Below are 26,534 nucleotides of genomic sequence, written 5' to 3' on the forward strand. Positions count from 1 at the left end.
ATTAATTTAGCTGACAGAGCTCTTTTACTGCACTTACAGATTTATAAAACATCTCTTGTTCACTATCGTTCATTTTAACTTCTAGAACTTTCTCAACTCCATTTTTGCCAATAATAGTAGGAACACCAATGAATAAGTCTTTCACACCATATTCACCATTAAGATAAGCAGCGCATGGTAATATACGCCTTTTATCTTTTAAGTATGATTCTAGCATGCTTATGGCTGAAGATGCAGGAGCATAGTATGCAGATCCAGATTTAAGTAGATCAACTATTTCTTTTCCACCATTACGAGTGCGCTCAACTATTTCATCAACTTTTCCTCGCGTAATCACACCCATCTCAATGATTTGGGTAAGTGGAATGCCAGCAATTGAAGCATAATTGATTAGTGGTACCATAGTGTCACCATGTCCTCCAAGCACAAAAGCAGATACATCTTCGACAGAAATATTTAACTCACTTGCAAGAAAATAACGAAAACGAGCAGAGTCAAGCACTCCTGCCATACCAACAATCATATTAGTTGGCAGGCTTGAAGATTTGTATACTACTGAAACCATAGCATCTAAAGGATTGGTAACCACTATTACAAATGCGTTTGGAGAATGTTTTTTAATATTTTCCCCAACCTCTTTCATTACTGCAGCATTAGTTTGCAGAAGGTCATCTCTGCTCATTCCAGGTTTTCTGGCAATGCCAGCAGTTATTATAATTGCGTCAGAGTTTTTTATATCTTCATACCTATTTGTACCAGTAATATTGACATTAGATCGATCAATAGGAGATGATTCTGTAATGTCAAGTGCTTTACCTTGTGGTATTCCATCGCTTACATCAAGCAAAATAACATCTCCTAGCTCTCTTAGTGCAATCATATGGGCAAGAGTCCCACCGATATTTCCCGCACCAATCAAAGATATTTTTTTTCTTTGTGCTGTCATTTTCTACTCCTTTATATTTACTTTTGTGGCTTTACTACCTTCCCAAGGGGATAAGCTGTCAAACATACGAAAATCTTGCGGTAAGTCTATAGGATTATATACAACCTTTTTTGCCTCTATATCGTATCTTACTTCCTCGTAGCCAGTGAGAGGAAAATCTTTTAACATTGGATGACCTTTGAATCCATAATCCGTTAAAATCCTACGTAAATCTGGGTGATTAGAAAACTCTATTCCATACATATCAAATACTTCACGCTCAAACCACGAAGCTGCGTTAAATATCTTTGCTGCACTTAGAGGTATATCACCTTCACATAACTGAAGCTTTATGTGCACTCTGATATTGTGCACAAGGCTGAGCAAATTGTATATTAGCTCGAAACGTTTTTTTCTATCTGGGTAATCAACTCCAAAAACGTCAACTAATAACTCAAGCCTACACTTTTCATCATCACGTAGAAAGAGTAAGTGATTTTCAATGTCATTCAAAGCTGAATATATTACAATAGTGCCATCATTTTTCTGAATACATTCACATTTAGTCTTCTTTTGTATGTATTTTGCAGTTTTATCCATGCTATATATTCTTAGTTCGTTTTATTTTATTTTGTAGACATAGCATTCCATATAGCAACGCCTCAGCAGTTGGAGGGCATCCAGGAACATATACATCAACTGGCACAATTCTATCGCAACCACGGACTACTGAGTAAGAATAATGATAATAGCCACCGCCATTTGCACAACTTCCCATAGAAACGACGTATTTGGGATCTGCCATTTGATCATAAACTTTACGCAATGCTGCTGCCATTTTATTAGTTAACGTGCCAGCAACAATCATAACATCTGCTTGCCTTGGGCTTGCACGAAAGATTATGCCATATCTATCAAGATCATAACGACTAGATGCAGTGTGCATCATCTCTACTGCGCAACATGCAAGACCAAATGTCATTGGCCACAATGAACCAGACCTTGCCCAGTTCATTATATAATCTATTAAATCACCAAATTTAGTGATAAGAAAACCTTCTTTTTTGTAACGATTCCAGTCGCCATTAGATAAATTTACTCCCATTCCAACGCACCTTTACACCATTCATAAATAAAGCCTATAGTAAGTATTGCAAGGAATATCATCATAGACCAAAATCCGTAATAGCTTATTTTAGATAAAGAAACGGCCCAAGGAAAAAGAAAAGCAATTTCTAAATCGAATATTATGAACAATATTGCAACTAAGTAAAATTTTATGTCGAAACTTTTTCTGGCTCTTGATAAAGGATTAAAGCCACACTCATATGTAGAAAGCTTTTCACCATCTGGGTTACTGACTGCAAGAAACATAGGTAATATACCTAAAGTAAAGGATACTACAGTTGATATACAGATAAAAATTAATATGGTTAAATATTCACTCATTTAAAAAACATATAACACTATGAATTTACATGCTTTCCTAATCTTTTACCACCTAAAATATGTATGTGAAAGTGCGGTATAACTTGCTCTCCATCTTTACCGTGATTAGTAACTAATCTATATCCTGTTTTTTCTAAGTTATATTTATGTGCTATTTCTCTAACAGTTTTAAAAAAACTTACTATTTCCTCTTCGGAAGCTTTCAGAACAAAATCATCGTATGAAACGTATTGAGCTTTTGGTATAACTAGAATATGAACTGGTGCATCAGGATACTTATCACGAAAAGCCAGCACATTTTCATTTTTATGTATTTCCTCATAAGACAACTCACCTCTTAATATCTTAGCAAAGATATTAGTGTCATCATAAGCTGTACTACCCATACTCTATTAAATTCCTGGTCCTCTTCTATTTTGCTTATGATTTGGTGTAGAAGGTGGGCTTATTGCTGCTTCGCTAGAAGCATCTTCAAGACTTGAAACGTCGTCTTTTAGCTGTATATTTTGTCCACGCAAAACTGAACCATAGTCCATTTGGTGTCTTTTTGAAAAAGTTTCTATTCTATTTGCCCTTCTTGCAGCAATAACTTCTGGTTGTAAATGATACATATCTCCAGGAACAGTTAGGCTATGATACCTTTCCTCTATTTGAACTTCTTTCATAACACTCTCCATAATTTATTTCCCCCTACCTCTTATGCTTTCGCAACTTTCAAAATCTTGTTTAATAGCTTTTTGCCAATTATTTAAAATTTTCTCTGATGACTTTTCTTTATCCATAGGCCTTACAACTTCCTGTGACTTCTGCTTTTTACTATCATATCCACTATACAACTTTTCTGCAATACCATACAGCAATTTCCGATCTGTGTGAACTTTAAACTCTCCACCAGTAATTTTTGCCAAATTTTTAAGATCACAATCAATCTTATTATAAATTCCTTCAAGAGCGTACTTTTTCATTACTTTTTCATCCATACCTAGATTTTTATCTTTTATTTCTTGGATAATTTTTTCAACATCAACCTCAATTACAATTTTGTTTTCTTCTCTAAAAATAGTTATATTGGGCAGATCTTCCCTTATTTTATCTAATTTCTCTGGACTCAAGTAAGGCATATCCCCCGTTAAAGTTCTTGACGCTAAAAAACTTACCTTACCTTTTTCTTGTTTTGTTATTTGTATGCCAAGGTACTTACTAGCTTCTGTGGTTTTTATAGGTGGGTCATATTTCTCTTCTTCTTTAGGTAAATCACTCACAGCGTTTTTTAATGAAACTTTAGCATCATGCTTCATTTCATCAATTGAAGCAAACGGTTTCTTTATAGGATAAATAAGTGCTTTAGGCACAAGAAAAAACACGCCTTTTATCTTAGCCAAAATAGACTTTTTATTTGACTCATCTTTTGCCATACATACCTCCAAGTCACTTTCTACAATCAGATAGTAAAGCACACTCAACTATAGACGAAAATATTTAAGCTTGTATATCTATTATAAGACGAAATTATAGAAATAGCAATCATTATTTGTACATTACCAAAGTATGTAGTATTTTTCCTGCTTTTCTTGTTCAAATTACCTTTAAAGATAAATTATGTTAGAATGGAACGCAAATAATATTATAGATGCTACTGGCGGAAGAGGGGAGGGTGTTTGTAATTCGGTGTATAGCTCAAATATTTCAACGGATACAAGAAGCATAAAAAAAGGTGATTTATTTATTGCTCTCAAGGGAAAGAAATTTGATGGGCATGATTTTCTACATGAAGCATTTTTAAAAGGAGCTGTTGCTGCGGTAGTAAGCGAAGATAAATATAGAAATTTTCCTCTAATTATTGTGCAAGATACTCTAAAAGCTTTGCATAATATGGCATCATATTACATTAGAAATATTCTTGTTAATGCTAAAGTTATCACAATTACAGGTAGTGTTGGGAAAACCACTACAAAAGATATGCTTAACACTGTTTTGTTGCATTATGGAGTATCTCATGTAAATGAAGGTAACTTGAATAATAATATAGGATTGCCTTTTACGATTCTAAAAGCGCCAGAAGACTGCCAGTATTTAATCCTTGAAATAGGAATGAGTAGAGCTGGTGAAATAAAAGAGTTATCGAAGATTAGCAATCCGGATATTGCAGTTATTACCAACATTGAACCTGCGCATGTTGAGAACTTTTCATCTCTACTTGATATTGCGCAAGCGAAATTAGAAATTCTACATGGTATGAAGAATAATGGTACTTTGGTTTTGAATAAGGATAATGAACATTATGATTATCTCTTATCAAATGCTAACAGAAATGTAGTAAGCTTTGGTAAGAATGAAAGTGCTACTGTTTGTTTGTTAGAACTAATAAGAGACGATAACGGTCTAAATTTAAAAATCAAACTGAACAGTGGTCAAATTATGAACTGTAATTTACCTGTAAAAGGCGAACATTTTGCATACTCTGCATTAGTTGTTACAGCAGTTTTGCAAAGTCTCGAACTTGATTTATCTAAATTACCACTAGCACTTGAGAATTTTACTGTAACAGAAGGTAGAGGTAATGTTCATCAAGCTAAATACAATGGAAAGTTAGTACATTTGATTAACGACTCCTATAATGCTAACCCTACTTCAATGAAGGCTGCAATAAGAACTTTAGGTACATATTCTAATTTAAGAAAAGTGGCACTACTTGGCGATATGTTAGGACTTGGTAATGAAAGCATAGTATTTCATACAGAATTGCTTGACTCTATAGTAGAACAAAATGTGAATAAAGTTCATACAGTTGGTAAATTTATGTTAGAATTGAATAAACTTTTACCGGAGAATATAAAAGGCATGCATTTCGATGATTCTAACCAATTGAAAAGTAATTTAGCTAATATTGTTCAAGGTAATGATGTAATTTTAGTTAAAGGTTCTCATGGAATGAGAATGGACCTTATAGTGCAGGAATTCACAATAGAATATTAAATAAAACTATTGTATTAATTTAAAGTTAAGTTATTGGAAGTTTTAACTGTGATAAAACGTATAATTATTTTTGGTGGAACGGGATTTATAGGAAAACACATCGTAAGACGCTTGGCAGCGGCGGGGTATTTAATAAGAATATTTACTCGTGATCAGGAAAAAGCTGCTTGTCTGAAGTTATGTGGAAATTTAGGACAAATATCAATAATTGAAGGAGATTTTTTTAATGAAAGATCAATTTTAGAAAGTATGGAGGGGTGTGATGTTGTTATAAATTTAGTAGGAATATTATATGAAAAAAGAAAATACGATTTCTATGACGTTCATGTTGGAGTAGCTGAAAGAATAGCAAAAGCTGCGCAAATAAAAAGTGTATACATGATGATACATTTTTCTGCCATGGGAATAGAAAATAGTAAGCTGTCAAGATACGCCCACAGTAAATTAGAAGGTGAAAAAGCTGTAACTTCAGCATTTCAGGGAGCAATAATAATTAAGCCAAGTCTTGTATTCGGTAAAGAAGATAGTTTCTTCAATAAATTTGCAAGATTAGCAACAATTCTTCCTTTTTTGCCGTTAATCGGTAGTGGAATAACGAAGTTTCAGCCGATATGTGTAACAAACTTAGCTGAAGTGGTATACCGTATTATCAGCTTTAATAAGCAAGATAAAAAAATTTATAATATAGGTGGACCAAAAGTTTACTCTTTTAAAAGCTTATTAAAGTTTATTCTGAATGTGACTAACAGAAAGTGTCTACTGATCAATGTACCTTTTCCAATGGCAAGATTGATAGCCTTTTTCTTAGAAAGTAAAGTTGTTTCTGTACTGTTAAAACCTATAACCGGAGATGCAAGCCCTATACTTACTCGAGATCAGGTGAAAGTTATGATGAGTAGTTCAATCGAAAAGTCAGATGATCTCGGAACAATGAAAATTAGACCACTAGCAATTGAAAATGTGGTACCAGAATACTTGAAAATTTATAGAAAGCATTGATAGAAGAATGTGCCCGGTAGGATTCGAACCTACGACCCACAGCTTAGAAGGCTGTTGCTCTATCCAACTGAGCTACGGGCACACATCATACATAAAATGCTTCTTAGTAAACGTGAAGTCAAGTATTTCTTGTGAATATAATGTTTGTGATAATATCTCAAAACTTTGTCAGTACAGCATGTAACGATAAAACTGAGAAAAAAGAAGCGTGGGTAATAGGAAGTCTAATAGCGCAGTAACACAGAACCCCAGGTCAGGCCTGCACCTATTGAAATCAGCAGTACCAGATTTCCTGATTTTATTTTTGATTCTTGTATTGCATAGTCTAAGGCCAGTGGAATTGATGCTGCTGAGGTGTTTGCATGCTTATCAACGGTATTAATCACTTTCTCTATAGGAAAATCTAATTTCTTTACTACTGCTTCAATAATACGAATGTTTGCTTGATGGGGAATTAACCAGTCAATATCAATGATTTTCAAATTATTGCATTTCAGAGTTTCCTCTACTGAGGCTGTTAACTTATCCACTGCATGTTTAAACACTTCTCTTCCATTCATAAGTATCTTTCCAGAATCACGAGTAGAGGATACCCCTCCGTTCGTACATAGTATGTCCACATTGCCATCAGAGTGTAAGTTTGTTGATATGATGCCGCTGCTACCCATTTCTGATTTTATTATCACTGCACCAGCACTATCACCAAAGAGTACACAAGTTGACCTATCTTCCCAGTCAACAATCCTAGACATTATTTCAGCACCAATAACGAGCGCATATTTTATTCTATTGTGAGATTTTATGAGCGAATCAGCAACTGTAACTGCATATATAAAACCAGAGCATGCTGCTTGTACATCAAAAGAAAATGCATTTTTACATTTTAACTTACTTTGTACAATCGTTGCACAGCTAGGCAAAGTTTTGTCAGGTGTTGTTGTTGCAACTATGATCAAACCAATTTCATCCATTGAAATTTTCGCTTTTTCTATAGCATTTTTTGCTGCATTAACAGCTAAATCTGACGTTAGTTCTCCTTCATCTGCTATATGTCTTTGAACTATTCCTGTTCTTTGCCGTATCCATTCATCGTTTGTTTCAACTATCGATGCAATTTCGTTATTACTCAAAATTTTTTTTGGTAGGTAAGAACCAGTGCTCAATATGAAACTTTTATTCAATATGACTTACCCCGTTAATTATCTTCTGGTTCAAATTTTCACTGATTGCATTTACTGCAAATTTTATAGCGTGAGCAAAAGAAATAGCATCAGAATTTCCGTGGCTCTTTATAATGATACCATTTAGCCCTAAAAACATAGCTCCACTTCTAATTTTAGGATTAAAACGCTCTAATGCTTTATTTAGCTTGGGTTTCAACAATATGCCGACAAGCATTTTTGTCATCCATGAATTAAATACTTCCTGTTTTATTAGACTGATAAAAGTACCAGCAGTTGCCTCAGCTGTCTTGAGCATTACATTACCAACAAAACCATCAGCAACAATTACGTCTATATTACCATCTAAAAATTCACTTGCCTCTATATATCCTTTGAAGTTAATACTTGGAGCATTTTTGAGTAACTCAAAAGCTCCTCTTACTGAGTCAGTACCTTTCACTTCCTCTGTACCAATGTTTAGCAAAGCGACTTCAGGATTTTCAACTTTTAATGCTATTTTTGCAAATATACTCCCCATTAATGCAAATTGAAATAATGAGTCAGTATTACAGTCAACATTTGCACCAAGATCAAGCAATGCAAAGCTTTTTGTCTTAGTTGGACAGACAGATGCAATAGCAGGACGATAGATATTGGGTAATGTTCCTAAAATAAATCTGGAGATAGCCATCAATGCTCCAGTGTTGCCTGAAGACACCATCCCAAAAGCTTTACCTTTTTTCACTGCTTCAACAGCTGCCTTCATACTTGAATCTTTGCGATGTCTAAGTGCAAAAGAGGGTTTATCATTTGGAAGAACATTATCAGAGCAATGGGTAAATTCGGAGTTATCGCTTACTTTTTTGTATTTTGAAAGCAAAGGAGATATTTCTTTCTGATCTCCATAAATATGAAAAAAAACTTCAACACCTGGGTCAACAAGATTATCCAAGAAAAAACTAGCACCTTGAATTACGGAAAGAGGTGCAAAATCCCCTCCCATAGCATCAAGTGCGATAACTATGTTGTTGTTGACCGTGGGTAACATATCATGAGTTACTCCGCCTTTTGTTTAATGAAAACACTTTTTCCTTTGTAACTATTGTCAACTGCTATGTTGTGAGGCAACATGAATTCTCCAGTTGTTGCACATACCACAATATTCTTAGGCTTAATAGCATGATGAGAACGATGCATATTACGCCTTGACTTTGACTTTTTTCTCTTCGGAACTGCCAAAACTTACTCCAATTCAATTATATAACACAATTTATTAGTAGCATGTTTTTTACAAGGAGTAAATAGCAAAATAAATAAGGTTTTCTTATACAATTCAGTCTTATAAACTTAAACTCAAGCATTTTGATCAAAGTATATTGAACTTAAGACATATCTTGACTATACTCTGGCGAAGTTAATAAAAATTTTAATAAAATCAGTAAAACTAATTTTAGCTAAGATAAATGTAAAGTGAGTTCCTTTAATATAGACAGCGTTAGAATAATCGGTAGATGCTTTATGAACTTTCTGTTGAGGATTGGTAACGCATTTGTATTTTTTATTCAATCTCTATACCACTGCTTTATTCCTCCATATTATTTTAGCAATGTGGCAAGACAAATTATAGAGATAGGCTTTTTCTCTTTGCCAATTGTTGGGCTCACTGGAGTTTTTATAGGAGCAGTGATAGTTTTACAGAGTAGCTTAAGTGGTATATTGATTAATCAAGAACAAGTAGTACCTAAACTTGTTACGATCACTATCATTAAAGAGTTAGGGCCAGTTTTGATCAGCTTAATAATGGTAGGAAAGGTTGGGTCCTCAATTGCAGCAGAAATTGGCACGATGCGCATCACTGAACAAATAGATGCACTTACAACTTTGGACATCAATCCTTTCAAATATTTAATTGTACCAAGAATTCTAGCGTCAGTTATAGTATTTCCAATACTTACAGTATGTGCAGATCTAATAGGAATATTTGGAGGGTATGTCACCGCAGTCTTTGAATTTAACCACAATTTAAATATATACATAAAATATACAGCTCAATTCTTTAATATGTACGATTTTATTGTTGGGCTAATGAAAGCGACTGCTTTTGGAGCCATAATTTCTGTTTCAAGTTGTTATTACGGTTACCATTGTAGGGAAGGTGCACGAGGAGTAGGTATTGCAACAACATCAACTGTTGTTATATCCTCTATATTGATAATTTTAGCAAATTACTTAATTACTTTAATACATGCATAGCCCCATAATATCAATATTGAATATAAGCTTATCCTTTGATGATAGAACGATATTAAACAACATAACTTTCAATATGTCGAAAGGAGAATCATTAGTCATACTTGGCGGCTCAGGAAGTGGTAAATCTGTATTAACAAAAATAATTATTGGATTACTGACACCAGACTCAGGGTCTATTAAAATAAATAATAAAAGCAAAAATAAATTTGGAGTCTTATTTCAAAATTCCGCTTTGTTTGACTACGTTACAGTGTGGGAAAATATATCTTTTAATTATAAAAAACGCTTTAATATCAGCATAAAGGAGGCAAAACGCCTAGCAATTGAGAAGTTAAATGATGTTGGGCTGGAAGAAAACATAGCAGAAATGTTTCCAGTAGAACTATCAGGTGGAATGAAGAAAAGAGTGGCACTTGCAAGAGCAATTGCACACAACCCAGAAATTATTGTATTGGATGAGCCAACTTCAGGATTAGACCCAATCATGTCAGATGTAGTAAACGAGATAATAATAAAATTATCTCAAGATCTTCGTCCTACAATTATCACGATTACACATGATATTCATAGTGCATTTAAAATAGCTGACAAAATAGCAGTATTATATGAAGGGGAGATCATTTCTCACGGAACTGTTCAGGAAATACAAAATACTAACAACGAATATATAAAAAAGTTCATTTATTGTATATAGCTACAGGTTTACAAACGATATTATGGATGCTGTAACTAGCCTAACTTGAGATATCGATAACCTTCGGTCTGTTACTATAGTATTTTCTAAAATGAATGATAAATTACCATTATGGTATTACCAACCAAAAGTTGTAAGTCTGTACATTTATACATCAGAGGTCTGAGGCGGCTTTTGATGGTATGCCAACAGTGTTCTATGGGATTCAAATCTCACTTTTACCCACAAGTATAAAAAGCAAGTAAGATAGAGAAAAATATACTTAAGATGAGGTAAAAATGTGTGAAGTAAATAGAAATGTACAATGTGCTGATGGCTTAGGAGATAAATGGCTAGAAAAAGAGTTGAGACATGTTAATCTGGGAGATGTAAGACTTAATACAAGACTTATTAAAACAAGCTATTTAATAGAGAATAAGGCGTCTGGGTCAATTAGTCAAAGCTGTGTAGGATGGAAAGAAGCTAAAGGTGCATACAGATTATTTAGCAATGAGAAGCTTGAAGCTAAGGAAATTTATTCTTCCCATTATAAAGAAACTATGGAAAGGATAAAAGGAAATGAGCTGGTATTTTCAGTTCAAGATACAAGTTATTTGGATTTTGACTCTCATATAAAGACTAAGGGTCTAGGTAGTATTTCTAAAGCCTATACAAAATATAAAAAGGGTTTGTTATTGCACAGTAACTTAATGGTTAACAAAGACGGATTACCTTTAGGGCTATCTTCTCAACAGTGTTGGGCACGTTCTATCAGGGAAGAAACAGCCCAAGAAAAAGCAAACAGGAAATACCGTACTGCTATAAAGGAGAAAGAAAGCTATAAGTGGATAGCGGCACTAAAAGAAACCCTAAATAACCTCGCAGAAGGTGTACAGCTTGTTACTATTGGTGATAGGGAAGCAGATATTTTTAAGTTTTTATGGACTGTTGAATCATTGGACAGTTTTTATGTAATCCGCAACCGAACTAATAGGAAATTCATCTGTATTGAAGGGGGAAAAACGGATTTGCAAACACGTATAACTCAACTGCCTGTAAAAAAGGAAATTGTCTTGAATGTTGCTGAAAATAAATACCAGATCTCAAGAAAAGCTAACATTGAAGTCAGGTATATGAAAGGCTATATACCTATCAGATCTCCTTACATTTATGGATCGAAAGATACAGAGCATAAAATAAGTGATAAAATCGCTATATATGTAGTAAGTGCCAAAGAAACAAATCCTCCTGAAAGAGTAGAAGCTATTGATTGGACTTTGCTGACTAATGTACCAGTTAATAGCACTTTAGATGCTATAGAAAGGATAAATTGGTATAAGCTAAGATGGAAAATCGAGGAGTATTTTAGGATTTTAAAATCAGGATGTAAGGTAGAAAGCTCTCGTTTAGCTACAAAAGAAAGATTAGAGAAATTAATCGCTATAAAGAGCATTATTGCATTTAATATTTTATATTTAACAAAAATCGCTTTATCGAATCCTATGGAGGTTTGTACTAAGGTTTTAAGTAATGAAGAGTGGAAAACCCTTTACATACGTGAGCATAAAGTAGCCAAATTGCCAGAAGAACCTCCAAACATAAAACAAGCTATTATTTGGTTAGGAAAATTAGGTGGATTTATGAATAGAAAAAGTGATAATTTACCAGGAACTATGACTCTATGGCGTGGTTATGAAAACCTCAGGGAAAGCATGGTTATGCTTCGCATAATGACCTCTCAAAGTTGTGGGTAAAAGTGAGGATTCAAATCTGGTGAATATGTTGGAAGATACAGCACATGACAGCCAAAAGACTCTATTAATGATTTTGTTTTAGTGGTCTTATGAAATGTAGCATTATCCATAACTATGGTTGTGCCAAGTGGCAATTTAGGTTTCTCCAACCATATATTGAATACCTCTTTGTCACACCCACCTTTGAAAGTCATTGGTGCAATAAATCTCATTCCAATCCACCCGGCTACTATACCGATTCTCTCTCGCTGGAATATCTGCATAAATTTTCTTTCCTCTTGGAGCACGTCCATATTCTCGGTATAACTTATTATCAACTCCTGCTTCATCTATATATAATACCAATTCCCACTATGCAAAGAACAGATAGACAATAATGGGAAAGAAGTGATACTAGAGTAGATAAAATAGAGAGGTATAATGGCATTAAGGTCAAAACTGTTAGACGAAAAAGTTGTAAATTTGGCGAAAGAAATGTTAAAAAAGGTCAGAAATAACGCATATGTTTCAAAAAAGTTACAAGCGGTGATAGCAGGAAAAGAAAGTAGTATAAACGCTAATTCTGGATTAAAAAGAGAATAGAAAAGTCAGGAGAGTAGGGTAAACTCAACAAATAGAAAAAAATAGATGAGGTTACCCATGGAAGATATAACAAAACTGTTTTGTCTGGTCGATGATTTTTGCAGAGATATAGAGAAAAATTTTGCAGATAAACTACTGCCAAACGGTAAAAACCCACAAGAGTGCCAGAAATTACACATTCGGAAATTATCACAATAATCCTCCTGTATCAGCAATCTCCCTGTGAAAATTTTAAGGCTTTCTACCTGCATTACCTAACATTGCTCTACAAACAGAGTTTTCGAAGTTGCCTTCATACACTAGGTTTGTTGCTCTAAAGCCCAGGGTTTTGTGGCATTTAGCCATGCTATTACAGTGCCTTTGCGGATGGTCAGAACTTACTGGAATCTCATACATAGATACAACTCCTATTGCAGTTTGCCATGCAAAAAGAATATCAAGAAATAAGGTTTTTGCTGGAATTGCAAAATTAAGCAAGAGTACATATGGCTGGTTTTTCGGCTTTAAACTACATTTGATAATTAACGAGAAAGGTGAAATTCAAGCTTTTACGCTTACAAGAGGTAATGTTGACGATAGAGAGCCTGTAGCAAACCTAACTAATACCAATTCCCACTATGTAAAGAACAGATAGACAATAATGGGAAAGAAGTGATACTAGAGTAGATAAAATAGAGAGGTATAATGGCATTAAGGTCAAAACTGTTAGACGAAAAAGTTGTAAATTTGGCGAAAGAAATGTTAAAAAAGGTCAGAAATAACGCATATGTTTCAAAAAAGTTACAAGCGGTGATAGCAGGAAAAGAAAGTAGTATAAGCGCTGTGGCAAGAATATGTAAAATTTCAAGGACTGCTTTGACTGAATGGATAAAGCATCTAAAATTTGGTAGAGTAGAAAAATTATTTTCCCCTTCTCAGCGGCGAAGAAAAAGCAAATTAAACAAAAATCAACGTGAGCAAATTGAAATATGGGTAGAAAGAAATCCAAATATTACTATTAAGGAAGTGCAAATAAAAATCTCAGAGGAATTTGGCCTAAACATTAGCAAATCAACAGTGCATCGTGAGATACAAAGGATGAAGTTTTCTTATATAACACCGAGGCCAATTCACCATAAACAAGATAAAAACAAGCAAGAAGAGTTTAAAAAATACTTCAATAAAATAGTCAATTCCCACCCTGAAAAGGAGGTATTTTTTTGATGAATCACGATTTGGAACTCATTCAAAAATCGGACACGGATGGTTTAAAAAAGGGGTCAGAACGCAGGTTAAATGAAAATTGGTAGACAAAATTTCTATATCTACAGTGCGGTAAATCCAAGAAGTGGTAAGAAAATTAGCCTACTTGCTCCATATGTAAACACTGATTGTATGAATATATTTCTGGAGCAGATGTCGAAAGATTTAGGCACGAAAAAAGCCTTTCTTGTAATGGATTGTGCAGGCTGGCATAGATCAAAAAGTTTGAAAATTCAGAAAAACATTACCATTATATACTTGCCTCCTTATTCACCAGAACTGAATCCTGTTGAGAGGTTGTGGCAATATATCAAACACAATACTTTACGCAACAGAGTCTACGATACCATAGGCTTACTTGAAGATGTTCTGTGTAATTTTATTGTCAGTATTTCCAGTGCTACTATTAAACGAGTTTGTAATGTTTCTTATTTGTTCGATTAGTAATGGAATTTGGTATAAGATGCTGGAATGGTCTATTTTTGAGATTTTATCAATAAATTGCTGCCTATCTTCTTGATTGCGCTCTTGATATAGTGTGACTTTTTTTTAAAGTAATTTTTACCTGTTTTAGTCTATACCAAATTGAATTTATTCCAAATCCAAGATTTTGTTTCATCTCTGCCAGAGTATGATCTGGATTCTTTGTAACATATTCTTCGAGTATTTTTGGGTCTATTTTTCGAATAAAGCTACCGTTTTTAGATGGCTTTAGGCTTTCACCAGCAGCTTTCTTTTTTAACCAGCGGTACAGCGTTGCTATTCCTATCTCCATGAGCTCTGCTATCTCAACCTTTGTCTTCCCTTTTTCTATCATCAATACTGCCTTTTCCCTTAAATCCACACTATATGCCATTATAACTCAAATACTTTATTATACCTTTATCATTTACTTTAGGAAATACTATAGTGTAGTGCTACGGTGGTATAGTGTGTTAGCTATAAGACAGCGCATTAAATATAGATAAAGTAACTTGTATCAATTTTGATTATCATGCCAATTCCAACTGAAGAAATTTATTGAATTTATTACTTCACGCTAAAATAATATACTTTACTATTCAACAGCAATTACAACTGATGATTTTATTTCATTCCACTACCTGCTGACTTACTTTCTGCTTAGCATATCCATCAAATCAGATTCTTTGAGTTTACTATGGTCAACTTTACTGAACTTATTCACCATAGAGCTCATTTGATTATACTGCTTAATTAGAAGATTAACGTCAGTTACACTTGTTCCGGACCCCTTAGAAATTCTAAGTCTTCTTTTGCCATTTAAAATATCTGGATTTTGCCTTTCTTTTTCGGTCATTGAGTTTATGATGGCTATATATTTTTTCACTTTATTGTCATCGGGCACACTGCTACTTAGCTTTTTTGTGAATGAACTAGGAATGAATTTCATTATGTTGCTAATGCCATCCATTTTACTCAGAGTCTTTAACATTCCCACTAGGTCGTTTAGGTCGAATTTACCCTTTTTTACTTTCTTTTGTAACTTATCAATTTCTTCCTGACCAACAATCTCAGCAGCTTTTTCAACCAATGATACAACATCACCCATGCTAAGTATCCTTTTTGCAATTCTATCGGGATAAAAATCATCGAGATCACTTAATTTTTCACCACAAGCAATAAATTTAATTGGACAATCGGTGATCATTTTCATAGAAAGAGCAGCACCACCACGTGCATCACCATCAACACGGGTGAGAATAATGCCGGTTACACCTATTATCTCATTGAATGATTTGGCAATATTGACCGAATCCTGGCCTATCATTGCGTCGGCTACTAAAATAACTTCTGCAGGTGAAGCTATTTCCTTTACGGCTTTCAACTCATTCATCATATTATTATCAATATGAAGCCTGCCTGCGGTGTCTAGTATTAATACATCATAATTTTCGTTCTTTGCTGCTGCCAGTGCCCTTTTTGTAATTGTAACGGGCTTCTCGTCTATTACTACAGGTAAAGTTTGCACATCTATTTGTTTACCTAGCACTTCAAGTTGTTTTTGGGCAGCCGGTCTATAAATGTCTAAAGAAGCGAGCATCACTTTTTTCTTTTGTTTTTTTAACTTTAAAGCAAGCTTCCCTGAGGTGGTTGTTTTACCCGCACCTTGTAGGCCCACCATCATAATCACAGCAGGGGGTTTAGCTGCTAGGTTTAAGTCGCTTTTCTCTGATCCGAGAACTGCAACTAAGTTATCCTGCACAATTTTGATTATCATTTGCGATGGAGAAACGCTTTTTATGACTTTTTCCCCAATCACTTTATCTTTAATGTCATTGATGAATTTTTTCGCAACTTCAAGTGAAACGTCAGCTTCAATTAAAGCTATACGTATTTCACGCATGGCAAGGTTAAAATCATCTTCAGAAATGATTGACTTTCCTCTCAGTTTACTAAATACAGAATTTAAACTTTCGGTTAACGATTTAAACATAATAGCGCTAGTAGAATACTCATTAAAAAGAGAGAAGAAGCTGAAACAAAACTCACTGAGTTATAACTCAGCACTTCTTTAAGTTTAGTAATATTATTAAAGTATAAACTAGCAAGTGAATTAGTCAAGTTTTGCAGTACGTTGGCAGACATTTCTCTCACTTTAAAGACCAGTTGATTGAACAGCAAGACAGTATAAGGTATGAAAGCTCTAAAAATCCAATCAACATCCATTTTAAAATTTATTCTTGGCAAAAATAACTTTCGTAAAGGAATAAACAATAAAGTGGTACATAGTAATAAATAAAACTGAGACCAAATGTTTTGTGTATTGTACACCAGATCAAAAATTGAAGGTTTATTGTAAATAGGTAAGTAAGGGTTGCCAGCGATTACGCATATAAATGCTAAAATAATCATAGTCATTTTGCCTCCCTTATCTGCTAAAGGTTTCGACTTACTTTTTGCAATAAATATGTAGTAAAGAAACTTGAGCCCCACGCTTAAATAAAGCAGTAAATTTAGAGTCTTGTATAAGTTTTTATACACTTCTAAATTAGCACTACTTGCTTCAATCTCGTCTGTAATGTATGATTTACTAATAAATCCAGCGGTTCCAGGAAATGCAGCCATTGTAAGTATTGCAATTATAGCACACATGCCTTCCACTGACATCAGTTTACCTACTCCATTAAAACTAATTGTTCTTGTTCGTGAAATAATCGAATTGCTGACCACAAACAATAATGATTGATAAACAAGAGAGAAGATTATATGCAGTATCAAAATTGGTATTGCCTTTTCCGAAGGGCTGAGTAAACCTCCTGCAATAATCAGTAAGCCCATTTGTCCTACAATATTATAGCATAAAAATCTACGAATATTTTGCTCAAGAGAAGCAAATATAATGCTGTAAATTGCAGTGATGGCGCCTACAAGCGCTAATAGTTCAGTACAATCTTGCCATAGGTTATAAGTGTGTAAAAGCATCACTAAAAAAGAGACTTTAGTGGTAAATAAAGATAGATATGTGGTGCCATGTAGCGATGCAGCAGGATATGCATCAACAACCCAAAATGAAAAAGGAAAACAAGCGCAGTTTATCAATAAACCCAAAATTATCAGGTTAGTGCTTTGAAGTGCCAATCCTGCTATTAATATAACTCCAACGAAAAAGTGTACACAAGCGTACCTTACTGCAGGTCCACTATCTCTACAGCCAGCTGCGATAGTAAAAAATGCACTGACGGTCATTAATTCACAGAATATTATAACCAATATCATCTGCTTGGATAAAATTGCACAGAGTGAACAGGTAGTGTAAGCAGCAAAAGATAGCATCTCTGAAAAAGTCAAATTTTGTGTTGGTAGAACAGCTAAAAATGCAACTGACAAAAAAGATATTAGTACGATACGAAAAGATAAATCAAAATCTAGAATTGGGAGAGACCAATTTACTGCAATGCTCAAATTTTCAGGTAATTTTAGAACTATAACTATTAATGCAGTCAGTAGAAGTAGCAGTGACGATTTATAAAGTTGCACAATAATTTAAACCAATATGGTTTATGCTATCTTAATATATGAATAAAATCAATTTGCATATTAACCACTAATTAAACTAATTACCATATAATTATATCAGGGTTTAGAGGGTTGTAGAGAAACCGGTCAGATTAGGTTTTTAATCTAATCTGACCGATAGCTTTAATAGTGAGGTAAGCTTTAATATAGCACTCCTAATTCATAGTGCTACACTCGTGCATAATTTATTTTAATTTGTGCACGAGCGTTAGTAAATTATTTACTTTTTGAAATAAAGTTTGGCGTCACTTTAATACCAAGAACTTCAGTAACTCCACCAATTGAAAGTTATTTACTCGCTTTCTCTTAATTATCTGCACAAATCTAATGTAGCTAGTAGTTTTCAATTCACTCATTCAACTTTTATGACCTTTGCAATAGTTGATCCTATTAAAGAATTATTTGTTAATTTAGTTTTTTATGTTTTTTGGATAATGGTATAGATAGGTTCCACTAACAAGTAGCGGAATATTAGATTGTTTTCAGTCTATAGTCAAGTGCTGTAATTACGCATTTGAGCAGCAGATACTGGAACTCAGAAAGCTCTTGAGTAGCTATATAGTGAAAAATTAGATTATAAAATCCTCTAACAGTACATTCTGTGTTGTACCATCATCCACAACTGTGTAATCAATATCACACTTATTGAGCCCACTTAATATCCTATTGTGGAAGTATTTTTCACCATAATCTTCCATAATAACAGTGATATAGTCAACACTGTCAATATCAGGGAGCTTGTTACATATTTTTGGATCTTTGACTGCATAGTGTTGCGTAAACTTACACTCATTAACGTCATCTTTACAAAAAGAAATTTTTCCTTTTTGTTTATCATCTGTAGTCACGATAAATCTGTTGCCTTCTTTATCTCTTGCTATAAATTCATAGCTGTTCTTGTCTATAGAGTATTTTTCCTTTGGAAATGACAGTGTTAAGTTGTATGTCATAATGCTACCTTAATAAAAATTATTATTGTATAGTATTTCCTAAAGTAAATGATAAAGGTATAATAAAGTATTTGAGTTATAATGGCATATAGTGTGGATTTAAGGGAAAAGGCAGTATTGATGATAGAAAAAGGGAAGACAAAGGTTGAGATAGCAGAGCTCATGGAGATAGGAATAGCAACGCTGTACCGCTGGTTAAAAAAGAAAGCTGCTGGTGAAAGCCTAAAGCCATCTAAAAACGGTAGCTTTATTCGAAAAATAGACCCAAAAATACTCGAAGAATATGTTACAAAGAATCCAGATCATACTCTGGCAGAGATGAAACAAAATCTTGGATTTGGAATAAATTCAATTTGGTATAGACTAAAACAGGTAAAAATTACTTTAAAAAAAAGTCACACTATATCAAGAGCGCAATCAAGAAGATAGGCAGCAATTTATTGATAAAATCTCAAAAATAGACCATTCCAGCATCTTATACCAATTCCCACTATGTAAAGAACAGATAGACAATAATGGGAAAGAAGTGATACTAGAGTAGATAAAATAGAGAGGTATAAATGGCATTAAGGTCAAAACTGTTAGACGAAAAAGTTGTAAATTTGGCGAAAGAAATGTTAAAAAAGGTCAGAAATAACGCATATGTTTCAAAAAAGTTACAAGCGGTGATAGCAGGAAAAGAAAGTAGTATAAGCGCTGTGGCAAGAATATGTAAAATTTCAAGGACTGCTTTGACTGAATGGATAAAGCATCTAAAATTTGGTAGAGTAGAAAAATTATTTTCCCCTTCTCAGCGGCGAAGAAAAAGCAAATTAAACAAAAATCAACGTGAGCAAATTGAAATATGGGTAGAAAGAAATCCAAATATTACTATTAAGGAAGTGCAAATAAAAATCTCAGAGGAATTTGGCCTAAACATTAGCAAATCAACAGTGCATCGTGAGATACAAAGGATGAAGTTTTCTTATATAACACCGAGGCCAATTCACCATAAACAAGATAAAAACAAGCAAGAAGAGTTTAAAAAATACTTCAATAAAATAGTCAATTCCCACCCTGAAAAGGAGGTATTTTTTTGATGAATCACGATTTGGAACTCATTCAAAAATCGGACACGGATGGTTTAAAAAAGGGGTCAGAACGCAGGTTAAATGAAAATTGGTAGACAAAATTTCTATATCTACAGTGCGGTAAATCCAAGAAGTGGTAAGAAAATTAGCCTACTTGCTCCATATGTAAACACTGATTGTATGAATATATTTCTGGAGCAGATGTCGAAAGATTTAGGCACGAAAAAAGCCTTTCTTGTAATGGATTGTGCAGGCTGGCATAGATCAAAAAGTTTGAAAATTCAGAAAAACATTACCATTATATACTTGCCTCCTTATTCACCAGAACTGAATCCTGTTGAGAGGTTGTGGCAATATATCAAACACAATACTTTACGCAACAGAGTCTACGATACCATAGGCTTACTTGAAGATGTTCTGTGTAATTTTATTGTCAGTATTTCCAGTGCTACTATTAAACGAGTTTGTAATGTTTCTTATTTGTTCGATTAGTAATGGAATTTGGTATTAGATGAATTAACCCTAACTTAAGAACTGAAGAATACAATTATAATATATTGTTAATGTGAGGACTAAAATGTTATCTAATGAAACAAATTCTAATTTAAATTCTGCTGAAACTAAGCAAGACGATCTTGATAAGCAAGACGATCTTGATTTGAATAAAATGATGCAAGATCCATCAAATGCAGAGCTTATTGATAATCCACAAGCTCAACAAAATAAACTTCTTGGATTGTTAAAACGATCAATAAAAGATTTTCCTACATGGCCTACAGGAAAGCAAGCTCTTGCAGTAGGTGCAGCATGTGGATTGATTTCAGCAATGCTACCACTTGTGGTAGTTAGTTTAGGACTTGCTATATCAGGTGCTATGGTTGGTCTTATTGTATTTTTTGCTGTGAAAGCAGTTCAAAGTGGATACAAAGGGCTAAAATGGTCAGCAGAAAAAACAGTTGAAGGGGCGAAGCATATTGGCGGAAAAATTAAGGATGGTTATGAGTATTCAGCAGATTCACTGAAGAGAGGTGCTAGTTTTGTAAGCGAGGGAGCAGCAAACAAATTACATAAAGCAGCTGGTAAGGAAGACTATTCAGATAAACTGAAAAGGTTTACTCCAAAACAGGTTGGAAAGTCTGATGAAATAAGGAAGGATTTGACAGAAATTTTTGCTAATGAAAATAATTCTAAATTAGTGAATAGTATACTTTCTGGAATATCGTCAAAGATTGATTCAAAAATAAAAGAAAAAACAGAATCAGGACAGATTGATCAGACTTTTGAAAGGCTGCTAGAGCAAGGAAAATTCATTAGTGGTTTAAGTAAAGAAAGTTTGCATAGCTTATTGACACAAAGGTCATTACCTAAAGATACTTATTTCATCGACAGTATTTTCTCTGAACATCATGATGAGATTAAGGAAGTTATTAAAGAATGCAAGGAAGAGCATACTCGTTTTAATACTTTAGAAAGGCTTAATAAGTCAGCAAAAAGGCATAAAGCAAGTTCTATGAATTCACTGGAAAATAGCTTATCAGGTAGTAGTTCAACGAGTTCTATAAGTACTGTTAGCAGCAAAGCAGAATTATTAAATCCTAATGAGCATAAGGAAGTAAAAGCACCTACTTCACTTTGGAGCAAGTTGTCATCATCACTAAAAGGTGGCAAAAAGCCAGAGGAAGTTACTTGCACAGGATATAAAAGGATTTCTGAGGATGAGATGCCATCTGCGGAGATAGGAAATAGCCACTTTTATGTTGCTCCGGAGAAACCGCCAAGAAGCAATTCAATGGATTCTTTAAGCACTGACAGTACTGCTACAACTTCTAGCTTTGCCAGTTACCGTCGTAATTCTGATAGTGGGTTCAATTCACCAAGTTCTTCTCCGCAACATGGTATGCTCACTGAGAAAAATGGCAAGTTAAAAACCCAAGCTGACTTAAGAAAGACAGGTTCTTTGGACAAATTGGTGGGACCTTCTTCAACAGTAACTGCTGAGGTTGATGTAGAGCATCAAGTTCCAAAAATGAAGATATAGAGAGTAAACAAAACTATCTAGCTTCTCAAAAAGGATGTTACTCATTGAGTAACATCCTTTTTTCCATTTGATCAAAAACATTCGCTTGTTTATGATCAATTTTTCATTACTAGGCCAACTATTGAGTTTCTCTTGCCTTTTTTCTAGGTTATGCAAGAAACTTGAAAAATAAAATTTTTATTCAATAATTTGTGTATAAGGGATATCATTTTACTGCTAGCGAAATAAACCAGAATGAAGTCTATTTTATTGACAAGGCCTTTATTAGATTCGTTGAGCACAAGAAGCACGCTAAAAAAATATGGATACAAAGTTTTTATAGAGCCAGTATTCACAATAAAGTACTTAAATCCTGATATATCTACGTATGAATTTGACGTTGTGATATCTACAAGTAAAAACAGTGTAAAGGCTTTCAGTCAAATATGCACAGAGGATAACTTTTCGATTATTACAGTTGGTAATTCAACTATGCAGGCTGCAAAAAACTTGGGATTTTCCGATATAATCTCAGCAGACAGCAACGTTGATGGTCTGATATCATTCATAAAATCTCATTATTCAAATGCAACAAAGTTCTTATATATAAGGGGACAAGAAGTATCATGTGACCTAAAAAAAAGATTATCTGAAGAAGGTTTTAACGTAAGAGAAGTTGTACTCTATAAAACAATTACTAAAAGGAGTCTAACTAATAGGTGTAAAAATTTACTATTGGACGGTAAAATTGATAGCGTTGCTTTTTTTTCCTCACAAACTGCAAGGGTATTTTGTTCATTAGTTCTAAAAAGTGGGCTATCTCCTGTGATGAATAATACAGTTGCATATACCATGAGTAAAAACATTGCTGATAGTTTAAAGTTAATCAAGTGGAAAAAAATTATAACATCGAGGTTACCTACTGGGGAGAGTTTAATTGATATAATTAATAAGGATTGTTGATGCTAAAGATTGCAACTTGGAATGTAAACTCCATACGTAGAAGAGTTAATCAACTTTGTAATTTTATAGCTGATAGTCAGATAGATATAGTTTTGCTGCAAGAGATAAAATGTACAGAAGAGCAATTTCCTTATGCAGAGATAGAAAAGTTAGGATATGAATATGCTGTCTATGGACAGGTTGCAAGAAATGGTGTTTGTGTTTTATCTAAATATCCAATACTGGAAAAATTAAAAATTGATGTTGTAGAGAGTCATCAAGAAGCACGTTATATAGAGTGTGTGATAAAACACACCAATAATAAGGTAAGGGTAGGAAGTGTATACGTTCCAAACGGTCAAAGCCCAGACTCTCATACTTTTGAGTATAAACTCAAGTTTTTTGATAACCTATATGAAAGGATGGGCACTTTGTTGAAAAATGAAGAGTTAACCATCATAGCTGGCGATTATAATGTTGCACTGGATGAAATTGATGTTTTTGATTCAATTTTATTAAATGGCCAAGTGTGCTTTCATATAAAAGAGCGTGAGAAATTAAGAGCGATCTTGAATCTTGGATTTAAAGACGCGTTTAGAATATCTCACCCAAATTTGCAACAATTCACTTGGTGGAATTATCAAGGCAATTCACTCAGAAACAATCAAGGAATGCGAATAGATTATATGCTATTATCGCCACAAGCTGCAGATAAATTGGAAATATGTTACATAGATGATAGGTTGCGTAAACTAGAAAACCCATCTGATCACACTCCCGTTGTATGTGTTATAAAACAATAAAAGACCTATTACACAATTCACCTTTGGCAAATAGGTCTTACTTGACTGCTGTCTTTTCTGTGCTTTTGGCTGGCTGATCTATAGTAATTTTTCCATCAAGCATAGTAAGCTGCTCACCCCCTTTATTTCCCACCTGAGGAGCTTGTTCCGGAGTAGGTTGTTTTTTACTCCCGTCAGCAATTGTTTCAAGAGAGCTTTCAATTGGGGTTTTTAAAATATCATCAATACCCTTGCGAATTTTTTCATTCAACTTTGCTCTCTTTTCTGTATCATCTTTATCTGGTGAGCTAGGGTCATATAAAGTACCTGGCCTATTATTTGAAAAAAGAACTTCAATTCCTCCCTTTACAGCAAATATTGTACCAATAACAGCAGCAACTATCGCAAGTGTAGTAGGACCAAAAATTAATATTGAAGCAATGGAAAAAAGAATAGGAAGAAAAACCTTACGTAAGCACTTTGTTACCACCTCTTGATCACTAAGTAGTGGTTCATCCTCTTCTTTTTTATCTCCACCTAAAAATGGTATTTTTTCTTTCACTCCATCCATAAAGGAGCCAGAAATATTTTTCGGGTCTATTTTTATTCCCAATGGGAACCCAACAAGTTTTATTAGTAAATCTTTAGCTTCTGTACCACGTACATCATCTAAGCATTCCTCTACTACTTGCTTTACTTTACTATCTTCCTCTCCAGCCAATTTTTTCTCTCTAACTTCTTTTAATATAGAAAGTAAAAACTGACAAAAATTCTCTTCACTGAGTGGTCTTATCTTTTCTGGATTGACATTAGTTAGTAGTATCTTCTTATAAGCTAATATAAAATAATCAGTTATTCCTTTGCTCTCCTTTAATTTGGCTTTAACTTCTAATACTTTTACAAAGTAATCGTAAATTTCCTTATGTTCCTTCTTGAAGAGCATCTCATTTTGCCCTGTCACCTGAGTAGATGACTCTAAAGGCTTATTTTTTGCTTTTGGAACTGTCATAACGATCTGTTTGTACTAACCTATGCTATAATTATAGCATATTTTTCGTATTAATTCAAATTTCTTAGAACCTGTCTTGAAAGGGAAAAAAAGAAAAGAATAAAGCAAAAAATAGAAGAGTAACAAATGATATAAGTGATAAGGGAACGTAAAAAATTGCTTCCATATATTCTAAATCTGATTATACTGATAGTAGGAGATATTTTTAGAGCTCAAAAGCTTATCCTTGTCTGCAGACTTTTCAGTCAAACTTTTAATCAAAGAGCGTAGCATGTCTTCTTCAGAGCATGTAAGTGTGCTTAATTTCTGTCGTATGTGCGCTGCACTTTTTTTCTAATCTTTTACTTTAGCTAAAAATCAATAGGCGCCTATTGTTTAACGCTAATTAAAATAAAAATTTTTCTAATATATAGGAAAATTATAAAATCACTATTTACTGAAAGCGGGATGTTATTGCCAAGAAAGCTGCTGATATCACAGAACCTTAGATTATTCCCAAACGTTGTTTGCTTGACGTATGAGCTTGCTCTCCTTACTTCAAGAACTCTTTAATATGACTACTATTATACTTGCGAAATTAACTACTCAAGGCATCCGTTCAGGGGTGTGGCAAAATAAGGTAAAAGTGAATTTACAACAACAAGGCAGTGCTTGACACTGGAATCCAGCCTTTTGTAGTCTCATTGAAAGCGTTGCTTTTAATATCTATGATTACGCTAATTCTGGATTAAGGAAGGAAGAAAGTATAGGAAATGGAAGGCTTTTTGGATTTCAAGGAATAGGAAATGAGAGTAGAAAAGATGTGAACCAAGAAATTAACGGGAGATCTATGGCGAGTATGTTCAATTTCAAGTCTATTTTTGAGGTAGCCAAAAATCGTCTCAATGATCGACCTTTTTCTCAGCAAAATCTTTTCATGTAGTGAAATTAATGCGTTTTTCATCCCCTTTTTCACCTTGGTAACAAGTTTCAAACCGCGGTTAAACAACTCTTGGAAAAGCTCTTTTTTAATATAGCCTTTATCACCAAACAAAAGACCGGTTAATTTCTTAGTTAGGTTTGCTACAGGCTCTCTATCGTCAACATTACCTCTTGTAAGCGTAAAAGCTTGAATTTCACCTTTCTCGTTAATTATCAAATGTAGTTTAAAGCCGAAAAACCAGCCATATGTACTCTTGCTTAATTTTGCAATTCCAGCAAAAACCTTATTTCTTGATATTCTTTTTGCATGGCAAACTGCAATAGGAGTTGTATCTATGTATGAGATTCCAGTAAGTTCTGACCATCCGCAAAGGCACTGTAATAGCATGGCTAATACCAAATTCCATTACTAATCGAACAAATAAGAAACATTACAAACGCTAATTCTGGATTAAAAAGAGAATAGAAAAGTCAGGAGAGTAGGGTAAACTCAACAAATAGAAAAAAATAGATGAGGTTACCCATGGAAGATATAACAAAACTGTTTTGTCTGGTCGATGATTTTTGCAGAGATATAGAGAAAAATTTTGCAGATAAACTACTGCCAAACGGTAAAAACCCACAAGAGTGCCAGAAATTACACATTCGGAAATTATCACAATAATCCTCCTGTATCAGCAATCTCCCTGTGAAAATTTTAAGGCTTTCTACCTGCATTACCTAATACCAATTCCCACTATGCAAAGAACAGATAGACAATAATGGGAAAGAAGTGATACTAGAGTAGAT

Annotated in this window: 25 protein-coding genes, 1 tRNA gene and 6 pseudogenes; 14 read left to right on the forward strand and 18 right to left on the reverse strand. The window is 34.0% G+C overall.

Annotated features, from left to right (window positions below; all coding sequences use genetic code 11):
- Position 1: 1 nt before the first annotated feature.
- Genes mdh through O1Q06_RS07605 form a run of 7 tightly spaced genes read right to left on the reverse strand, consistent with a single transcriptional unit; the run spans position 2 to position 3,789 of the window.
- Positions 2-946: a malate dehydrogenase gene (mdh, locus tag O1Q06_RS07575; protein WP_007302259.1), complete on the reverse strand. Its 945-nt coding sequence runs from the start codon at positions 944-946 to the stop codon at positions 2-4.
- A gap of 3 nt (positions 947-949) precedes the next feature.
- Positions 950-1,525 (reverse strand): NADH-quinone oxidoreductase subunit C, encoded by a 576-nt coding sequence (locus O1Q06_RS07580; protein WP_214249946.1) that lies wholly within the window; start codon positions 1,523-1,525, stop codon positions 950-952.
- Position 1,526: 1 nt separating this feature from the next.
- Complete coding sequence (locus tag O1Q06_RS07585) at positions 1,527-2,030, reverse strand: NuoB/complex I 20 kDa subunit family protein (RefSeq protein ID WP_015588278.1); 504 nt, start codon at positions 2,028-2,030, stop codon at positions 1,527-1,529.
- A complete protein-coding gene (locus tag O1Q06_RS07590) occupies positions 2,021-2,374 on the reverse strand; it encodes an NADH-quinone oxidoreductase subunit A (RefSeq protein WP_410542570.1) in 354 nt (117 codons plus the stop codon). The genes O1Q06_RS07585 and O1Q06_RS07590 overlap by 10 nt, the downstream gene beginning before the upstream one ends.
- 17 nt (positions 2,375-2,391) lie before the next feature.
- Positions 2,392-2,760: an HIT domain-containing protein gene (locus O1Q06_RS07595; RefSeq protein ID WP_006014413.1), complete on the reverse strand. Its 369-nt coding sequence runs from the start codon at positions 2,758-2,760 to the stop codon at positions 2,392-2,394.
- 6 nt (positions 2,761-2,766) lie between these two features.
- Positions 2,767-3,051 carry a hypothetical protein gene (locus O1Q06_RS07600; RefSeq protein WP_410542571.1) on the reverse strand — a complete coding sequence of 95 codons (285 nt, stop codon included), beginning with the start codon at positions 3,049-3,051 and terminating at the stop codon, positions 2,767-2,769.
- Between the two features lie 3 nt (positions 3,052-3,054).
- Complete coding sequence (locus O1Q06_RS07605) at positions 3,055-3,789, reverse strand: hypothetical protein (RefSeq protein ID WP_410542572.1); 735 nt, start codon at positions 3,787-3,789, stop codon at positions 3,055-3,057.
- A 184-nt stretch (positions 3,790-3,973) separates the two neighbouring features.
- Between O1Q06_RS07605 and O1Q06_RS07610 the strand changes: the two genes are divergently transcribed.
- Positions 3,974-5,350 carry a UDP-N-acetylmuramoyl-tripeptide--D-alanyl-D-alanine ligase gene (locus tag O1Q06_RS07610; protein WP_410542573.1) on the forward strand — a complete coding sequence of 459 codons (1,377 nt, stop codon included), beginning with the start codon at positions 3,974-3,976 and terminating at the stop codon, positions 5,348-5,350.
- Positions 5,351-5,383: 33 nt separating this feature from the next.
- On the forward strand, positions 5,384-6,349 hold the full coding sequence (locus O1Q06_RS07615) for a complex I NDUFA9 subunit family protein (protein ID WP_410542574.1): 966 nt from the start codon (positions 5,384-5,386) through the stop codon (positions 6,347-6,349).
- 8 nt (positions 6,350-6,357) lie between these two features.
- On the opposite strand, the gene O1Q06_RS07620 is transcribed toward O1Q06_RS07615, so the two are convergent.
- From O1Q06_RS07620 to rpmF, 4 genes are all read right to left on the reverse strand, one after another.
- Positions 6,358-6,431 (reverse strand) — tRNA-Arg (locus O1Q06_RS07620).
- A 142-nt stretch (positions 6,432-6,573) separates the two neighbouring features.
- Entirely contained in the window at positions 6,574-7,530 is a 957-nt protein-coding gene (locus tag O1Q06_RS07625) for a beta-ketoacyl-ACP synthase III (RefSeq protein ID WP_410542575.1), read from the reverse strand.
- The gene (gene plsX / locus O1Q06_RS07630) at positions 7,523-8,560 is read right to left on the reverse strand and encodes a phosphate acyltransferase PlsX (protein ID WP_006014431.1); all 1,038 of its coding nucleotides are present in this window, start codon (positions 8,558-8,560) and stop codon (positions 7,523-7,525) included. Before plsX ends, O1Q06_RS07625 begins: the two co-directional genes overlap by 8 nt.
- Before the next feature lie 8 nt (positions 8,561-8,568).
- Positions 8,569-8,751: a 50S ribosomal protein L32 gene (rpmF, locus tag O1Q06_RS07635; protein ID WP_410542576.1), complete on the reverse strand. Its 183-nt coding sequence runs from the start codon at positions 8,749-8,751 to the stop codon at positions 8,569-8,571.
- A gap of 231 nt (positions 8,752-8,982) precedes the next feature.
- Between rpmF and O1Q06_RS07640 the strand changes: the two genes are divergently transcribed.
- From O1Q06_RS07640 to O1Q06_RS07650, 3 genes are all read left to right on the forward strand, one after another.
- A complete protein-coding gene (locus O1Q06_RS07640; RefSeq protein ID WP_012481974.1) occupies positions 8,983-9,765 on the forward strand; it encodes an MlaE family ABC transporter permease in 783 nt (260 codons plus the stop codon).
- Positions 9,758-10,459, forward strand: a complete 702-nt coding sequence (locus tag O1Q06_RS07645) for an ABC transporter ATP-binding protein (protein WP_410542577.1) — start codon at positions 9,758-9,760, stop codon at positions 10,457-10,459. The genes O1Q06_RS07640 and O1Q06_RS07645 overlap by 8 nt, the downstream gene beginning before the upstream one ends.
- Positions 10,460-10,737: 278 nt before the next feature.
- A complete protein-coding gene (locus O1Q06_RS07650) occupies positions 10,738-12,192 on the forward strand; it encodes an IS4 family transposase (RefSeq protein ID WP_410542423.1) in 1,455 nt (484 codons plus the stop codon).
- Here the strand turns inward: O1Q06_RS07650 and O1Q06_RS07655 are convergent.
- Complete coding sequence (locus O1Q06_RS07655; protein ID WP_410542578.1) at positions 12,177-12,521, reverse strand: transposase; 345 nt, start codon at positions 12,519-12,521, stop codon at positions 12,177-12,179. The genes O1Q06_RS07650 and O1Q06_RS07655 overlap by 16 nt on opposite strands.
- 91 nt (positions 12,522-12,612) lie before the next feature.
- On the opposite strand from O1Q06_RS07655, the pseudogene O1Q06_RS07660 reads away from it, so the two are divergent.
- The 3 pseudogenes from O1Q06_RS07660 to O1Q06_RS07670 form a co-directional block, all read left to right on the forward strand.
- Positions 12,613-12,750, forward strand: a pseudogene (locus O1Q06_RS07660) (IS630 family transposase); the annotation flags it as partial.
- 81 nt (positions 12,751-12,831) lie between these two features.
- Positions 12,832-13,375 (forward strand): annotated as a pseudogene (locus tag O1Q06_RS07665) (IS982 family transposase); the annotation flags it as partial.
- 83 nt (positions 13,376-13,458) lie between these two features.
- Positions 13,459-14,460: pseudogene (locus O1Q06_RS07670) on the forward strand (IS630-like element ISWpi10 family transposase).
- A gap of 64 nt (positions 14,461-14,524) precedes the next feature.
- Here the strand turns inward: O1Q06_RS07670 and O1Q06_RS07675 are convergent.
- The 4 genes from O1Q06_RS07675 to O1Q06_RS07690 all read right to left on the reverse strand — a co-directional run bounded on the left by O1Q06_RS07675 (position 14,525) and on the right by O1Q06_RS07690 (position 19,004).
- The gene (locus tag O1Q06_RS07675) at positions 14,525-14,872 is read right to left on the reverse strand and encodes an IS630 transposase-related protein (protein WP_410542358.1); all 348 of its coding nucleotides are present in this window, start codon (positions 14,870-14,872) and stop codon (positions 14,525-14,527) included.
- Between the two features lie 255 nt (positions 14,873-15,127).
- Positions 15,128-16,471: a signal recognition particle protein gene (gene ffh / locus O1Q06_RS07680; RefSeq protein ID WP_410542579.1), complete on the reverse strand. Its 1,344-nt coding sequence runs from the start codon at positions 16,469-16,471 to the stop codon at positions 15,128-15,130.
- Positions 16,456-18,015: a proton-conducting transporter membrane subunit gene (locus O1Q06_RS07685; RefSeq protein WP_410542580.1), complete on the reverse strand. Its 1,560-nt coding sequence runs from the start codon at positions 18,013-18,015 to the stop codon at positions 16,456-16,458. The genes ffh and O1Q06_RS07685 overlap by 16 nt, the downstream gene beginning before the upstream one ends.
- A 608-nt stretch (positions 18,016-18,623) precedes the next feature.
- The gene (locus tag O1Q06_RS07690; RefSeq protein ID WP_410542581.1) at positions 18,624-19,004 is read right to left on the reverse strand and encodes a hypothetical protein; all 381 of its coding nucleotides are present in this window, start codon (positions 19,002-19,004) and stop codon (positions 18,624-18,626) included.
- Positions 19,005-19,085: 81 nt separating this feature from the next.
- On the opposite strand from O1Q06_RS07690, the gene O1Q06_RS07695 reads away from it, so the two are divergent.
- The 5 genes and pseudogenes from O1Q06_RS07695 (at position 19,086) to O1Q06_RS07715 (ending at position 23,836) form a co-directional block, all read left to right on the forward strand.
- A complete protein-coding gene (locus O1Q06_RS07695) occupies positions 19,086-19,433 on the forward strand; it encodes an IS630 transposase-related protein (RefSeq protein ID WP_410542358.1) in 348 nt (115 codons plus the stop codon).
- A 131-nt stretch (positions 19,434-19,564) separates the two neighbouring features.
- A pseudogene (locus tag O1Q06_RS07700) lies at positions 19,565-20,566 on the forward strand (IS630-like element ISWpi10 family transposase).
- A gap of 85 nt (positions 20,567-20,651) precedes the next feature.
- A complete protein-coding gene (locus tag O1Q06_RS07705) occupies positions 20,652-22,112 on the forward strand; it encodes a hypothetical protein (protein ID WP_410542582.1) in 1,461 nt (486 codons plus the stop codon).
- A gap of 234 nt (positions 22,113-22,346) precedes the next feature.
- Positions 22,347-23,054, forward strand: a complete 708-nt coding sequence (locus O1Q06_RS07710) for a uroporphyrinogen-III synthase (RefSeq protein ID WP_410542583.1) — start codon at positions 22,347-22,349, stop codon at positions 23,052-23,054.
- The gene (locus O1Q06_RS07715) at positions 23,054-23,836 is read left to right on the forward strand and encodes an exodeoxyribonuclease III (RefSeq protein ID WP_410542584.1); all 783 of its coding nucleotides are present in this window, start codon (positions 23,054-23,056) and stop codon (positions 23,834-23,836) included. The genes O1Q06_RS07710 and O1Q06_RS07715 overlap by 1 nt, the downstream gene beginning before the upstream one ends.
- 37 nt (positions 23,837-23,873) lie before the next feature.
- Here O1Q06_RS07715 and O1Q06_RS07720 read toward each other — a convergent pair whose 3' ends face one another.
- Both O1Q06_RS07720 and O1Q06_RS07725 read right to left on the reverse strand, forming a co-directional pair.
- Complete coding sequence (locus tag O1Q06_RS07720; protein WP_410542585.1) at positions 23,874-24,824, reverse strand: hypothetical protein; 951 nt, start codon at positions 24,822-24,824, stop codon at positions 23,874-23,876.
- Between the two features lie 727 nt (positions 24,825-25,551).
- A pseudogene (locus tag O1Q06_RS07725) lies at positions 25,552-26,139 on the reverse strand (IS982 family transposase); the annotation flags it as partial.
- A 129-nt stretch (positions 26,140-26,268) separates the two neighbouring features.
- On the opposite strand from O1Q06_RS07725, the pseudogene O1Q06_RS07730 reads away from it, so the two are divergent.
- A pseudogene (locus O1Q06_RS07730) lies at positions 26,269-26,468 on the forward strand (IS982 family transposase); the annotation flags it as partial.
- Positions 26,469-26,534: the final 66 nt, after the last annotated feature.

It is taken from the genome of Wolbachia endosymbiont of Tetranychus urticae (genome assembly GCF_046529255.1).
Classification (GTDB): Bacteria; Pseudomonadota; Alphaproteobacteria; order Rickettsiales; family Anaplasmataceae; genus Wolbachia.